At 29.7% G+C, this 15,446-nt stretch carries 11 protein-coding genes, 3 tRNA genes and 1 other annotated feature (1 of these 15 running past the window's edge); all 14 genes read right to left on the bottom strand.

What is annotated here, in order from left to right; all coding sequences use genetic code 11:
- A protein-coding gene (gene murD / locus ACFYH6_RS01175) for a UDP-N-acetylmuramoyl-L-alanine--D-glutamate ligase (protein ID WP_416179842.1) crosses the window boundary here: on the bottom strand, window positions 1-263 show its 5' portion. 1,117 nt of this gene lie to the left of the window's left edge; only the first 263 of its 1,380 coding nucleotides appear in the window; its start codon is at window positions 261-263; its stop codon lies beyond the left edge, outside the window.
- A gap of 186 nt (window positions 264-449) precedes the next feature.
- Complete coding sequence (locus ACFYH6_RS01170) at window positions 450-1,841, bottom strand: glycine--tRNA ligase (RefSeq protein ID WP_291706690.1); 1,392 nt, start codon at window positions 1,839-1,841, stop codon at window positions 450-452.
- Window positions 1,842-1,884: 43 nt separating this feature from the next.
- Window positions 1,885-2,053: a binding site (T-box leader), on the bottom strand.
- A 168-nt stretch (window positions 2,054-2,221) separates the two neighbouring features.
- Window positions 2,222-2,296 (bottom strand) — tRNA-Asn (locus ACFYH6_RS01165).
- 29 nt (window positions 2,297-2,325) lie between these two features.
- A tRNA-Asn gene (locus ACFYH6_RS01160) sits at window positions 2,326-2,400 on the bottom strand.
- Window positions 2,401-2,427: 27 nt separating this feature from the next.
- Window positions 2,428-2,502, bottom strand: a tRNA-Asn gene (locus ACFYH6_RS01155).
- A gap of 187 nt (window positions 2,503-2,689) precedes the next feature.
- On the bottom strand, window positions 2,690-4,195 hold the full coding sequence (lysS, locus tag ACFYH6_RS01150) for a lysine--tRNA ligase (protein ID WP_316344406.1): 1,506 nt from the start codon (window positions 4,193-4,195) through the stop codon (window positions 2,690-2,692).
- A gap of 13 nt (window positions 4,196-4,208) precedes the next feature.
- Complete coding sequence (gene greA / locus ACFYH6_RS01145; RefSeq protein WP_291628846.1) at window positions 4,209-4,691, bottom strand: transcription elongation factor GreA; 483 nt, start codon at window positions 4,689-4,691, stop codon at window positions 4,209-4,211.
- Between the two features lie 233 nt (window positions 4,692-4,924).
- Window positions 4,925-5,899, bottom strand: a complete 975-nt coding sequence (dusB, locus tag ACFYH6_RS01140; protein ID WP_416179841.1) for a tRNA dihydrouridine synthase DusB — start codon at window positions 5,897-5,899, stop codon at window positions 4,925-4,927.
- A gap of 6 nt (window positions 5,900-5,905) precedes the next feature.
- Window positions 5,906-6,685, bottom strand: a complete 780-nt coding sequence (locus ACFYH6_RS01135) for a type III pantothenate kinase (RefSeq protein WP_316344404.1) — start codon at window positions 6,683-6,685, stop codon at window positions 5,906-5,908.
- 132 nt (window positions 6,686-6,817) lie between these two features.
- Complete coding sequence (locus ACFYH6_RS01130; protein WP_416179840.1) at window positions 6,818-8,488, bottom strand: formate--tetrahydrofolate ligase; 1,671 nt, start codon at window positions 8,486-8,488, stop codon at window positions 6,818-6,820.
- A gap of 249 nt (window positions 8,489-8,737) precedes the next feature.
- The gene (gene ftsH / locus ACFYH6_RS01125) at window positions 8,738-10,540 is read right to left on the bottom strand and encodes an ATP-dependent zinc metalloprotease FtsH (protein WP_416179839.1); all 1,803 of its coding nucleotides are present in this window, start codon (window positions 10,538-10,540) and stop codon (window positions 8,738-8,740) included.
- 57 nt (window positions 10,541-10,597) lie between these two features.
- Window positions 10,598-11,137 (bottom strand): hypoxanthine phosphoribosyltransferase, encoded by a 540-nt coding sequence (gene hpt / locus ACFYH6_RS01120; RefSeq protein WP_316344399.1) that lies wholly within the window; start codon window positions 11,135-11,137, stop codon window positions 10,598-10,600.
- 4 nt (window positions 11,138-11,141) lie between these two features.
- Complete coding sequence (gene tilS, locus ACFYH6_RS01115) at window positions 11,142-12,530, bottom strand: tRNA lysidine(34) synthetase TilS (RefSeq protein ID WP_416179838.1); 1,389 nt, start codon at window positions 12,528-12,530, stop codon at window positions 11,142-11,144.
- 222 nt (window positions 12,531-12,752) lie between these two features.
- Entirely contained in the window at window positions 12,753-15,134 is a 2,382-nt protein-coding gene (gene spoIIE, locus ACFYH6_RS01110) for a stage II sporulation protein E (protein WP_316344395.1), read from the bottom strand.
- Window positions 15,135-15,446 lie beyond the last annotated feature (312 nt).

Below are 15,446 nucleotides of genomic sequence, written 5' to 3'. Positions count from 1 at the left end.
CTCATAGAAGGTGTTTTAAACACAACTTCAAAACCTGTAAGCCTATCTAAATAATTATCTCCTAACTCTAATACTACAGATAGATTATTAAACTCATTAGCTACCTCACCTAATTCTTCTCTGTTCTTCTTATCAAAGGCTGTTACTTTTGCTCCAAGTTTAACTAGAAATCTTATAAGTGGTATATTACTAACCCCTATCCCTACAACAGCAACCTTTTTACCTTTTATATATTCTTTAAATTCATTAAATGGTTTTTTCATATTTTTCCTCCAACCATATCTATATAAAAATATTATATTAATATACTATTATTTTGCTAATAAATATATATTAGTAAATTGCTAGCAAGTATATTTACATTAATTAAGTCTGTCCCTATTTTTTATAATTATAACACTTATATTTAGTAAATACAAAAGGGAGCTATATTTAGCTCCCTTCTATAATTAAAATTCTAAGCTTTTTTCAATGTAAGCTTCTAATTCAGATATTTTAATTCTTTCTTGTTCCATAGTATCTCTATTTCTTATAGTTACAGCTTCATCTTCCAAAGTATCAAAGTCTATAGTTATACAGAAAGGAGTTCCTATTTCATCTTGTCTTCTATATCTCTTTCCTATGCTTCCAGCTTCATCATATTCTAAGTTAAACTTCTTGCTTAAATTAGCATATACATCTAAAGCTTTTTCTGAAAGCTTCTTTGAAAGCGGTAAAATTGCTGCTTTATATGGTGCTAGTGCTGGGTGTAAGTGCATAACTGTTCTTACATCTCCACCTTCTAATTCTTCTTCATCGTAAGCATCCACTAAGAAAGCTAAAGCAACTCTATCTGCTCCTAAAGATGGTTCTATTACATAAGGAACATACTTTTCATTAGTTGTAGGATCTAAATAGCTCATATCTTGACCAGAATGTTCTTGATGTTTATTAAGGTCATAATCTGTTCTATCAGCTATTCCCCATAATTCACCCCATCCAAATGGGAATAAATATTCTATATCTGATGTAGCATTTGAATAGAATGATAATTCTTCTTCACCATGATCTCTCATTCTTAAGTTTGCTTCATCAACACCTAAATTTAATAAGAAATTAAAGCAATAATCCTTCCAATATTTAAACCATTCTAAATCTGTTCCTGGCTTACAGAAAAATTCTAATTCCATTTGTTCAAATTCTCTAGTTCTGAAAGTAAAGTTTCCTGGAGTTATTTCATTTCTGAAAGACTTACCAATTTGAGCGATTCCAAAAGGAACCTTCTTTCTTGAACTTCTTTGAACAGATTTAAAGTTAACAAATATACCTTGTGCAGTTTCTGGTCTTAAGTATATTGTACTAGCTGAATCTTCTGTGATTCCTTGGAAAGTCTTAAACATTAAATTAAACTTTCTGATATCTGTATAATTCATTTTTCCACACTTAGGGCATACAATATTATTCTTTTCAATATATTCTTTTAATTGTTCATTAGTCCATCCATCAGCACTTGCTACTTCAGCACCATTTTCAGTCATGTGATCTTCAACTAACTTATCTGCTCTAAATCTTGCTTTACATTCCTTACAATCCATTAAAGGATCTGAGAAGCCTCCAACGTGACCTGAAGCTACCCAAACTTCTGGATTCATTAATATAGCACAGTCTACTCCAACATTATAAGGACTTTCTTGAACAAATTTCTTCCACCAAGCTTTTTTTACATTGTTTTTAAATTCAACTCCTAGCGGACCATAATCCCAAGAATTTGCTAGTCCTCCGTAAATTTCTGATCCAGGAAATACAAAGCCTCTATTTTTGCAAAGAGCAACGATTTTTTCCATAGTTTTTTCTACTGCCATTTTAATACCTCCAATTTTTTATAATAAAAAAAGGCCCTAAACCTAAAGGGACGAAATTTCTATTCCGCGGTTCCACCCTTCTTGGCTCTAGCCCAACTTTCAACATCATAACACTCAAAAGCGCCCTTCAACTTAACCTTATAACGATTTTCACCATTCATCGTCTCTCTAAAATAAAATATAAGTTTACTCCTCTTTCTCTTAGTGTTTATTAAATTCATATATTCATTTTACCAAAAGCCATTTATATGTCAACGCTTTTTTATTTGCATCTCTAAATAAATATTTATTGATTAGTTATATATATTATAAAGATAGATATTAAAAAAGAGTTTTATAACAATAGATATTTTATCTACTCTTATAAAACTCTTATAAAATGGCTCCGTGGAGAGGATTCGAACCTCCAACCTATCGGTTAACAGCCGAGTGCTCCACCATTGAGCTACCACGGAATATTTTATAAATAATTTTAAAATTAAAATGGCTCCGTGGAGAGGATTCGAACCTCCAACCTATCGGTTAACAGCCAAGTGCTCCACCATTGAGCTACCACGGAATACTCTAAATAATTTTAAAATTAAAATGGCTCCGCGAAGAGGATTCGAACCTCCAACCTATCGGTTAACAGCCGAGTGCTCCACCGTTGAGCTATCGCGGATTATTTGCTACATTTGTTATTATATCAAGTTTTATTAATAATGCAAGTGTTTTTTATTAAAATTTTTCTTATTAATTTGTATTTAACTATAATTTTTTAATTAAATCTCCTATTTTTCAAGGGTTAAGGGCTATAAAATTATTTTTATAAAATAATAAGGAGTTGCTTTTGCAACTCCTTTAATATTTTACTTTACTGGTTTCATTGTTGGGAACATTATAACGTCTCTTATAGATGCTGAATCTGTTAAGAACATTATAAGTCTATCTATACCTATTCCTAATCCACCTGTTGGAGGCATACCTGTTTCTAATGCGCTCATAAATTCTTCATCTATCATATAAGCTTCATCATCACCAAGTTCTCTCTCTTTTTCTTGTTGGTTAAATCTTTCTCTTTGAACTATTGGATCATTTAGTTCTGAATATGCATTACATATTTCTCTACCAAATACAAATCCTTCGAATCTTTCAGTAAACATATCATTTCCTCTCTTTTTCTTTGTAAGAGGTGATATTTCTACTGGATAATCGCAGATAAATGTTGGTTGAATCATATGTTGCTCACAATATTCTTCATATAGAGAATTTAAAACTTCACCCTTTGTAACATGAGCTAAGTTCTTCTTAAATTCTAAATTCTTTTCTTTAGCAATAGCTTGAGCTTCTTCGTTAGTTGCTATTGAATTAAAATCAATTCCAGTATGTTCTTTAACTGCATCAACCATTGTTATTCTTCTCCATGGTGGTGCAAAGTCAATTTCTGTACCTTGATACATAACCTTAGTACTTCCATTTACTTTTTCACATACATACGCAATCATATTTTCAGTAATTTCCATCATATCATTATAATCAGCAAAAGCTTGGTATAATTCTATCATAGTGAATTCTGGGTTATGTCTTACTGACATTCCTTCATTTCTGAAAGTTCTTCCCATATCATATACTTTTTCTAAACCTGCAACTATAGCTCTTTTTAAATATAATTCTGGAGCTATTCTAAGGTACATATCAATATCTAAAGTATTATGGTGAGTTATAAAAGGTCTCGCTGAAGCACCACCTGCTATTGGTGAAAGCATAGGTGTTTCAATTTCTATAAAGCCTTTATTATCTAAATACTCTCTAATTCCCTTTAATATAGCAGCTCTTTTAATAAAGTTTTGCTTAACTTCTGGGTTAGATATCATATCTACTTCTCTTTGTCTATATCTTAGATCTGGGTCCTTTAATCCATGCCACTTTTCTGGTAATGGTTTTAAAGATTTACATATTAATTCAAAGCTTTTAACTTTTACAGATACTTCACCTGTCTTAGTTTTAAAAACTTCTCCTGTTGCAGCTACCCAATCTCCTAAATCGTAAGTCTTATATGATTTTAGAGCTTCTTCTCCAACTTCATCTATTTTAATGAATAATTGAATTTTTCCATCTCTATCATGGATATCTGAGAATACAACTTTACCTTGCCCTCTTTTAGACATAATTCTTCCAGCTACAGTTACAATAGTGCCTTCTAAATTATCATAATCTGCCTTAACTTCTTCTGACATATGAGTTCTTTCAACTTTGTAAACATCAAAAGGATCTTTTCCTTCCCTTTGTAGCTCTAATAACTTTTCTCTTCTTAAAGCTTCTTGTTCATTAAACTGAGATTCCAACTCTTGTATATTTATTTCCTCAGTTGACATTAATATCCCTCCGTTACTCTCTTCTTATTCCTAAAATCTCGAACTTGTTTGTTCCTCCTGGTACTAAAACCTCTACTAATTCTCCAACCTTTTTACCTAATAGTGCTGCTCCTACTGGTGATTCATTTGATATTTTATAATTCATAGGATCTGCTTCTGCTGAACCTACTAATGAATATTCAACTTCCTCATCAAATTCATAGTCTTTAACTTTTACTATAGTTCCAACTGCTACTTTGTCAGTAGGTATTTCTGATTCGTCAACAACTACAGCATTTTTTAACATATTTTCTAATTGTATGATTCTACCTTCTGTGAATGCTTGTTCATTTTTAGCTTCATCATACTCTGAGTTTTCACTTAAATCTCCATAGCCTAATGCTACTTTTATCTTTTCAGTTATTTCTTTTCTTTTTACACTTTTTAAGAATTCTAATTCGTCCTCTAATTTTTTTACACCTTCGTATGTCATTACGAATTTTTTAGTCTCACTCATGATTTTCTCCCCTTCAAATTCTACTTTATTCAAAAAAACTAACAATAACTTTTATATTGTCAAAATCATTTAAAACATTATAAATCAGCAAATAATATCTGTCAACCAATCTAGAATATAAGTTCTATATTCGTAAAAAAACCTTATATCAGTCAACAGATATATATTATTCTTGTTTTTAATATATTTATTCATAAAATTTTTTTATATTCAAATTAATATTACTATTTATTTTAAACTTCTAGTAATTCAATTTTGTAGTTATTTAATACTTCAATTACGGCAGCACTTTCATCTAATGAGTTTATTATAGCTTTTATATCATTGCTTTTAGGCATTCCTTTTAAATACCAAGAAGCATGCTTTCTCATTTCTCTTATGGCTTTTCTTTCACCGTCATATTTAATTGCTAACTCATAATGTCTTAAGCACATATCAATTTTATCTGAATAAGTTATTTCTTGCGGCTCTAATCCTTTTAATTTATTTTCTATTTGTTTAAATATCCAAGGATTACCCATACTGCCTCTTGCAACCATTATTCCATCACAATTAGTTTGATTTTTTAATTTTAAGGCATCTTCTGCAGTAAAAACATCTCCATTACCTATTACAGGAATAGAAACAGCTTCTTTTACCTTTCCTATCATATCCCAATCTGCCTTACCTTCATACATTTGTTCTTTAGTCCTTCCATGTACTGCTATAGCATCAGCACCAGCATCTTCAATAAATTTTGCAAAATCAACGGCATTTATACTACCTTCATCAAAACCCTTTCTAAACTTTACTGTAACTGGTTTTGTAGAAACTTTTTTAATTTCCCTTACAATGTTTGCTGCTAATTCTGGATGCTTCATAAGGGCTGATCCTTCTCCATTTTTAGTTATCTTATTCACAGGACATCCCATATTTATATCAATTAGACAAACATCCTGTCTATCATTAAAGTTTTTTTGTACAACTTCAGCCATTATCTTTGGATTATTACCGAAAATCTGAATAGCTACAGGAGCTTCCTCTTCTGAAATTCTAAGCAGTGATTTTGTATTATCATTTCCATAGTATAGAGCCTTAGCACTTACCATTTCAGTATAAACTAAGCCACATCCCATTTCCTTACATAATCCTCTAAATGATATATCTGTCACTCCTGCCATAGGTGCTAGAAAAACATTATTTTCAAATTCTAGATTACCAATTTTCATATTATACTACTCCTTATTTTTTTCGTATATTATTCTTAACCCCTCTAATGTTAAACTAGAATCCACCTTATCTATAACATCAGTTTCCCTTGCAATTAAATTTGCTAATCCACCTGTTGCTACTACTAAAGGTTCATCACAACCAAAATCCTTCATTTCTTCTTTCATTTTTCTAACTATATATTCTACCTGTCCTATATACCCATATATTATACCTGCTTGCATACTAGATATAGTATTTTTACATATTACCTTTTTAGGGGTCTCAAGTTCAACTCTAGGAAGCTTAGCTGCTCTATCAAATAAAGCATCCGAAGATATTCTTACTCCTGGAGTTATACATCCACCTAAATAATTTGATTCCTTAGTTAAGGAACAAAATGTAGTTGCTGTACCAAAATCTATTATTATTAAATCTTGTTTGTATTTATCATGAGCAGCAACAGCATTAACAATTCTATCTGCTCCTACTTCCTTAGGATTATCATATTTTATATTAATCCCAGTCTTAACCCCTGGTCCTACTATTATAGGATTTATTTCAAAGCACTTTTTTATCATATTTTCTAAAGAATGCATTATATTAGGAACAACTGATGATATTATTATCCCTTTTACATCCTTATAATTTAAACCACTTTGATTGAAAAGTTGCATTACTTGAATGGAATACTCATCTGATGTTTTCTTTGCATCTGTTGAAATTCTCCATCCTACAATATTCTCTGAACCTTTATATACTCCCAAAACAATATTAGTATTACCAACGTCAACTACTAGTATCATACAAGCACCACCTTAATACAATTAAAAGCAGCTTTAAAAGCTGCCTTGTGTTTAAAAATATAACCTCAACAAATTTAACAATTTAATTTTAACAATTACAGATTATTTGTCAAGTGTTGTAAATTCCATATATTAAAATAATCCTACTATTTCCCCATTTTCTAGAATATCCATATTATTGGCTGCTGGTACTTTAGGAAGACCTGGCATAGTCATAATATCACCATTTAATACAACTATAAATCCTGCTCCATTAGATACTCTTACTTCTTTAACAGTAATTTCAAAGTTCTCTGGTCTACCTTTTAAATTTGGATTATCTGATAAAGAATATTGAGTTTTTGCCATACAAATAGGTAATTTGTCTAAACCGAACTTTTCAAGCTCACCAATTTGTTTTTTTGCATTAGCAGTAAATACAACTCCCTTAGCCCCATAGATTTCTTTAGCGATCGTATTTATTTTATCTTCAATGCTAGCTTCAACTTCATAAATAGGATTAAAATTAGCTTCTTCATTTTCAAGTATATTACATACCGCTTCCCCTAATTCTATTCCCCCTTCTCCACCTTTTGCCCACACATCAGATAAAGCTACTGTAACTCCTAACTTCTTGCAATAATCTTTAATAAAAGCAATTTCTTCTTCGCTATCACTTACAAATTTATTAATTGCAACTACTACTGGCACATTGTACTTTTTAATATTTTCAATTTGCTTTTCTAAGTTTCCTATTCCCTTTGTTAATGCTTCTAAATTTGGTGTGCTTAGCATATCCTTCTGAACTCCACCATGATTCTTTAAAGCTCTAACTGTTGCAACAATAACAACACAATTAGGTTCTAAATCTCCATATCTACATTTTATATCTAGGAATTTTTCTGCTCCTAAATCAGCGCCAAAACCTGCTTCAGTTACTACTATATCCCCTAATTTCAATGCCATTTTAGTAGCAATTATAGAATTACATCCATGAGCTATATTAGCAAAAGGTCCTCCATGAATTATTGCAGGAGTGTTTTCTAATGTTTGAACTAAATTTGGTTTTATAGCATCCTTCATTAACAAAGTCATTGCACCCTGGATGTTTAATTGCTTTGCATATACTGGATTACCATCTAAATCATATGCAATAAGTATATTACCCATTCTTTCTTTAAGATCTGACAAGCTATTTGCTAAACAAAGTATAGCCATAATTTCTGAAGCAACAGTAATCATAAATCCATCTTCTCTTAAGAAACCATTTAATTTTCCGCCTAATCCAACGACTATACTTCTTAGAGCTCTATCATTCATATCTATTACTCTTTTAAATACTATTCTTCTTGAATCAATTCTTAAATCATTACCTTGATGTATATGATTATCTATAGCAGCTGCTAATAAATTATTAGCACTAGTTATAGCATGCATATCACCAGTAAAATGCAGATTTATATCTTCCATTGGAACAACTTGTGCATAACCCCCACCTGCTGCTCCACCTTTTATTCCAAATACAGGACCTAGTGATGGTTCTCTTAATGCTATAACTGCATTTTTCCCCATTTTACAAAGAGCTTGCCCAAGCCCAACTGTAACTGTTGACTTACCTTCTCCAGCAGGAGTTGGGTTTATTGCAGTAACTAATACTAATTTCCCATTTTTATTAGACTTATTTTTATTAAATATATCTAATGATAACTTACATTTATACTTTCCATATTGTTCAATATCATCTTCTGTTAGATTTAATTTAGCTGCAATCTTAGTTATAGGTTCCATTTTAGCCTCTTGAGCTATTTGTATATCACTCTTCATATTCACACACTCCTATTTAAACTCTTATTTAATTCTTATTATTTACATAAATTATACCACTTAATCCTTAATATTAAAACTATTAGTCGAACATTTTATAATTTTATGTTATTATAGTTCGTGTTTATTTATGATTGCATTATTTTTTATATACATTCTTATGAAGATAATTGCCATTCTATTGTTTAAAGTAAATTAAGTTCTTAAAATTTAATAAGGAGTTGTTAAAAAACAACTCCTTAATTTATTTTAGTTTTCACTAAATATTCTTTGGAACTCTTCGCCATCAATTTTTTCTTTTTCTAATAAAGCTGCTGCTACTGCATGAAGTTTATTAATATTTTGACTTAATAATTTTTCAGCTCTATTGTAAGCTTCATCTATAAATTTCTTAACTTCCTTATCTATTTCTGCACCAACTTCTTCACTAAAGTTTCTTCCATGTCCTAAGTTCTTACCTAAGAATACTTCATTGTTATCTGAATTATATGATATTGTTCCAAGCTTTTCACTCATACCATATTCCATTACCATAGCTCTAGCTATAGCACTTGCTCTATCTATATCATTCTTAGCTCCTGTAGAAATATCTGATAGAATTAATTTTTCTGCTACTCTACCACCTAATAATCCAACCATATCATCCTTTAATTTTTCTTTTGAAGTATATGATCTATCTTCATTTGGTAAGTGCATAGTATATCCACCAGCCATACCTCTTGGGATTATACTTATTTCATGAACAGGATCTGCATGTTCTAGAAGGTTCATAACTACAGCGTGACCGCCTTCATGATAAGCTGTAAGTCTCTTATCATGTTCACTCATTACTCTACTTTTCTTTTCAGGACCAGCTATTACTCTAGTTATAGCTTCTTCAAATTCTAACATTCCTATTAATTTTTCATTTCTTCTAACTGATAGTAAAGCTGCTTCATTTGCTAAGTTTTCTAAATCAGCTCCACTAAATCCTGGAGTTCTCTTAGCTAATACCTTTAAATCTACATCCTCTGCTAAAGGTTTTTTCTTAGTGTGAACTTTTAAAATTTCTTCTCTTCCCTTAACATCTGGAGCTCCAACAACTATTTGTCTATCAAATCTACCAGGTCTTAATAAAGCTGGGTCAAGAATGTCTGGTCTGTTAGTTGCAGCAATCATTATTATTCCTTCATTTGCACCAAAACCGTCCATTTCAACTAATAATTGATTTAAAGTTTGTTCTCTTTCATCGTGTCCACCGCCAAGGCCTGCACCTCTTTGTCTACCAACTGCATCTATTTCATCTATAAATACTAATGATGGTGCACTTTTTTTAGCTTGTTCAAATAAATCTCTAACTCTTGATGCACCTACACCAACGAACATTTCAACGAAATCAGAACCTGATATACTATAGAATGGAACACCAGCTTCACCTGCTATAGCTTTAGCAAGTAATGTCTTACCTGTTCCAGGAGGTCCAACTAATAGTACCCCTTTAGGTATTCTTGCTCCCATTTGTGTATACTTAGATGGTTGTTTTAAGAAATCTACAATTTCTTCTAATTCTTGTTTTTCTTCATCTGCACCTGCAACATCATCGAAGGTAACTCTTTTTGCATCTGGAGGCATTATTTTAGCTCTACTCTTTCCAAAGTTCATAACACCTCTTCCACTTCCGCCACCTTGAGATTGTTGTGTCATCATGAAGAAGAATACAAATACTAATACTAATATCATTATAGTTGGAATTATACTTATCCAAAGACTACTATTGGAAGGTTGCTTAAAGTCCACCTTTATATCATCTTTTGGGTTTTCAGACATTAACATTTGCACCATTTCCTCTGGAGCATATGTATTAAACTGCTTGTTATCTCTTGTTTTACCTGATATAAGCATCTTATCAGGTTGCACCACAATGCTTTCTATCTCATTTCCTATCCATTTTTGTTGAAAATCACTGTATGATATTTCATCTGCCATTTTGCCACTATTCCATAAAAACGTTGCAGAAAAGAATAATATCAAAATTACAAATATCCATACTGTTGCACTTGAATATTTTTTCATTCAAGGCCCCCCTTTCTTCTAGTTATATTATATTGCACTATTATACTATATTTCTTTTTACTTTTTATATACTTCTTCTTTTAGTATTCCTACATATGGTAAATTCCTATATTTTTCGGAATAATCTAATCCATATCCTACTAAAAACTCATCTGGAACTTCAAATCCACAATATTTTACATTTAGATCTACTCTTCTTCTAGATGGTTTTGTTAGTAATGTAACTATCTCTATACTATTTGCTTTTCTAGCTTTCAAGTATTTTAGTAAATAGTCTAAAGTAACTCCACTATCTATTATATCTTCTACTATTATTATATCTTTGCCTTCAATTCCATGATCTAAATCCTTTAATATCCTAACTACTCCTGATGTTTCAGTAGAATTTCCATAACTAGATACAGCCATAAAATCTATTTCACATGGTATAGAAATATTTTTTATAAGTTCAGAAGCAAATATAACTGAACCTTTTAAAATTCCTACTATTAATAAATCTTTACCATTATACTCTTCACTTATAGCCTTACCTATCTCTTTAACTCTATTTATTATTTGATCCTCTGTAAGCAATACTTCCTTTATGTCCTTTATCATATTCCTATTCCTTTCTAGCAAATGTAATTTTTATAATTCTTTTTGTATCTTTAGTTATTTTAAAGCTTTCAGAAACTTTATATCCTACTAGCCAAGCTATTTCATTATCAAAACATAAAACAGGAACTTGATTTCTTTCTTCTATAGGCAGTTTCAAATCAATAAAAATATCCTTTAATTTTTTACTACCTTTCATTCCAAGAGGAATAATTCTATCCCCATTTAACCTTTTCCTAATTATTAGCTTTTCTTTTATCTTATCATAATCAAAAAATTTTATTAATACATTATTAGAAAATTCTATATTTTTTTTGTTATCTATTAGGTCAAAACTTATAATATAATTTTCAAAATCAACGTTATTACCTTCTAATTCGCTTTTACTTAATATAATTTCTTGAAATTCATTATTTTTAACTTCTTTAAATCTTAAATATATATCTCCATATATATTTTCAGCTATTATGCCATTAGGAATATTAATCCTTTTATTAGTTTCTTTATTGGCTAGTGATATTACTTCGTGAATATGTTTCATTTCAAAATTAGTGTGCTTACCTGTAAATTTTACAAATGCTTTTTTTATAAGTCTAGTTAAGATGGCCTTTTCTATTGAAAAAGCTTCTTTGGATATAATTAATTTATCTACATGATTAGTGCAAAACTTTTTATAATAATTATTACACTCTTTTTCCATAAAGTCATTATCTATTTGTAATAAACTTGCCATTCTATTGATTGTTTCTATTATATCCTTATTAAAATTTTTCTTCATATAAGGAAGAATATCTAATCTAACTTTATTTCTATTGTATACATTTTCTAGATTACTTTTATCTATTCTAGGATTTAAATTATTAATATTACAATAACGCTCTATTTCTTCTCTAGATAAGCAAAGAATAGGTCTTATTATTCCCCCTTCTCTCTTGCTCCTAATGCCACAAAGTCCCTCAATTCCAGACCCCCTCATCATATTCATAAGAACAGTTTCTGCTTGATCGTTTGAGTTGTGAGCAATAGCAATTTTATTGTACCCATTTTTCTCGCTTATTAGATGAAAGTATTTATATCTTTCTTCTCTACCTGCTAATTCATGAGATATACCTCTTTCTTTAGATATTTTATTTATATCTATTCTCTCAGAAAAGAAGTCTATATTTAGATTATTACACATATCCCTTGCATATTCTTCATCTTTAAAGGCTTCATCTCCCCTAAGCATATGATTTACATGTGCCGCTGCAATTTCAATATTAAATTCCCTTCTAAGTTCAAAAAGGATATTTAATAAACAAACAGAATCAGGACCACCAGATAAAGCAACTAAAACTTTATCTCCATTTTCTATTAAATTATTTTCAATTACAAAAGCCTTTACTTTGTTTATCACAACATTACTCCTTAGTAAAATTATTTTAATATATACTATAATAACCTTAACAAACTTATCTGTAAATAAAATTTCTTAACTATTTTTTACAATATTGTAATATAAAATATATCCTATAACACTACAAAATATTCTCCCTTTTAAAATAGAAAATGTTTTCCAAAAATAATCTGGAGCCGTTTATAATCAGCTCCAGATTAATATTTTTCATATAAAACCTTTCTAATATACTGAATATATTTTAGAAACTAATACTGTCATATCATCCTTAACCTTACCATTACTTAAAACCATAGCCTTTTCAAGAATATCTCTAGATAATGCAGCTGGATTAGTATCTGAATATTCTAGGTATTCTTCAAGCCATGCATAACTTCCTATATTATTTTTATCTATATCTAAAACTCCATCACTAATTGCTACTATAATATCTCCATGCTTTAATTTAAATTTTTCAGTTGTTAAATCTACAGAATCTAATATTCCAAAAGGCAAACTATTAGATTTAATTACCTTTATATCCTTGCCTCTTTTTATAAAGCTTACAACGCCTCCAATTTTTATAAATTCAGCCTCCCCAGTATATAAATCTACTATATTTAAATCCATAGTTGTAAATTTCTCATCTTCATTAAATTTCATTGCCATTATAGAATTAACAGTATCAATGGCTGTTTTTTCACTAAATCCATTTTCTATAAACTTCTCAATTAATCCTACTGCTAATCCGCTTTCCATTCCAGCCTCTGGCCCTGATCCCATTCCATCACTAATTATGTTTATATAAGTTCCATCACTAGTCTTAGAAAAACTATAGCTATCTCCAATATATGTCTCTCCATCCTTAGCCTTAATAGCTGCATAAGAAGTCATATGATACTTAGGAGTTTCTTCTATAATTACAGTACATTCTCCAGTATCAGGATTTATTCTAGTTCCTTCTTTAGATATTGATACTGGAACCTTAACTAAAGTATTAATTATAGGTAATATCATTTTAGTACAATATCTTTCATCTTCAGTATTATTAGTTGAAACTTTTATTTTCATCCTTCCATGTCTATCTAAATAAGAAAATACATCTGAATAATCAATTTTATTTCTATTAAAGGCTTTTCTTAATATTTTATCTATTTCAAAACAAATAGAAATATCCTTTTCAAAATCTCGTATCATACTCTCCATTGTATTAGATATATTATTAATGTGATTTGCTATTATATTCCTACCTTCACTTAGTCTAGTCTTTAATGCTTCATTTACAGTATAATTATTAACTATCTCTTGAGCATTTTTTATTAAACTCCTAGTTTTAACACACCTTTTATCTAAGGTTTTAGGAATATAAATATCATTATTTTCACAGCTACATATTAGTTCTGTAAAGCCTTCAAAGGTTGAATGTAAGTTTCTGTCCCAACACCTTTGTCTAAGCTCACAATTGTAACAAACTCTATCAGCTAAGCTTTCTACCATTGCTGTGCCTTTATTATTTAAAGATAAAATGTCATTTTCACCTAAATTTAATATAGATGCTGATAAGGTTGATAAAATAGATTTCATAGAACCTAATCTATCTATAAACTCTCCCTTTATTCCATTTAAATGAATATCATTTATAACTTCAGCCTTTTTTTCTTGATTAAATTCACTATTAATACTTTCTATTAATGTCTTTGGAATTAAGATTAATATCATCACTGAAAACAATACCTCTATTCCTCCATAAACATTAAAGGAATTTGAGTACATCCATACTATAAAATAAACAACTCCATAGGATAAAGCAGAAAAGACTCTACCAACTTCTTTAAAAATTCCAATTATTAACCCACATAAGCTATATAAAGTTATAGCACTTACAATATCTCCATTAGTTATTCCTATAATAAGACCCATAGACACTCCTATGGCAGATCCTATTCCAGATCCCCCTATATATGCAAAAATAGCAACAGAAGAAAGTGCTAGAATATTTCTAACTTGTATATTAAATATATCTAAACTTCCTACACCTGCAATTAATAAGCAAATTAAAATCCCTATACTAATTATTTCTTCTGTTGAGAAAAAATAATTACTTTCTAATTCATCTACACATCTTAAAGCATAACTTATCATATATTTAACTGGAACTATGCTTAAAACCTTTAACAAAGAAAATACTATGTTAACTTCTATAGGTTTATTATTTACAACAATGTTATATATAATAAACACAGAAAAAACCAAGAAAAAAGTAACATAATCCCTCTTTTTAATTTCTAATTTATTACAAACCTCCATATATCCTATTACTAGTACAGCTGCTATTGAATAACTAACAGCTCCCTCTAAGGTAGCTGATATAGATAAATACCCTAATATAGTTCCTAGTAGAGCTACTAATATACTTGTAACATCTTCTCTCTTTATACCTATAAGATACGCAATACCAAAAGGTGCTATCCCCATATCTATAGTTGCTGACAATAGAACTCTACTAAGTAAAAATCCCATTACCAGGGATATAATCAACCTGAAAGCTGTCCCTTGAAGCTTTATTTCTCTTTTTTTCTTGTTATCCACTCTCTTATAAGTTGATATGTTAACACCATATTGCATTTTCTCTCCTCCATCTTTCCATAAAATGTAATTTAGATTATATCACCTTATAAAAAAATTATGTGTCGCAAGATGTATAGTTATTATTTTTTCGTAGTACAATATTATGTAAATTTCCTTATTTAAATAGCCCTTTTTATTCATAAAGTTCTAAATAATAAGTTTTTGTATTATTTAACCTTTTTCTTTTGAAAATAAATTTGTCAGTATTACTTAATTTTTGAAGAAATATAAATAGAAAAAATTAAAGATAAAAATATAATGCATGTTCTTCTTTGATAAGCTTCAAATCTAAAAATATAATATATATTT

It is taken from the genome of Clostridium sp. HCS.1, from assembly GCF_047900555.1.
GTDB lineage: Bacteria > Bacillota > Clostridia > Clostridiales > Clostridiaceae > Clostridium.
The sequence above is the reverse complement of the archived record's forward strand: the minus strand, read 5'-3'. Positions and strand labels throughout refer to the sequence as shown.

What these genes read in the sequence shown, in the direction of transcription:
- ACFYH6_RS01130 (WP_416179840.1), bottom strand. Translation starts at nt 8,488, where the DNA reads ATGAAGAGTGATATACAAATAGCTCAAGAGGCTAAAATGGAACCTATA.
- dusB (WP_416179841.1), bottom strand. Translation starts at nt 5,899, where the DNA reads ATGAAAATTGGTAATCTAGAATTTGAAAATAATGTTTTTCTAGCACCT.
- ACFYH6_RS01135 (WP_316344404.1), bottom strand. Translation starts at nt 6,685, where the DNA reads ATGATACTAGTAGTTGACGTTGGTAATACTAATATTGTTTTGGGAGTA.
- hpt (WP_316344399.1), bottom strand. Translation starts at nt 11,137, where the DNA reads ATGATAAAGGACATAAAGGAAGTATTGCTTACAGAGGATCAAATAATA.
- spoIIE (WP_316344395.1), bottom strand. Translation starts at nt 15,134, where the DNA reads ATGCAATATGGTGTTAACATATCAACTTATAAGAGAGTGGATAACAAG.
- greA (WP_291628846.1), bottom strand. Translation starts at nt 4,691, where the DNA reads ATGAGTGAGACTAAAAAATTCGTAATGACATACGAAGGTGTAAAAAAA.
- ftsH (WP_416179839.1), bottom strand. Translation starts at nt 10,540, where the DNA reads ATGAAAAAATATTCAAGTGCAACAGTATGGATATTTGTAATTTTGATA.
- lysS (WP_316344406.1), bottom strand. Translation starts at nt 4,195, where the DNA reads ATGTCAACTGAGGAAATAAATATACAAGAGTTGGAATCTCAGTTTAAT.
- ACFYH6_RS01170 (WP_291706690.1), bottom strand. Translation starts at nt 1,841, where the DNA reads ATGGCAGTAGAAAAAACTATGGAAAAAATCGTTGCTCTTTGCAAAAAT.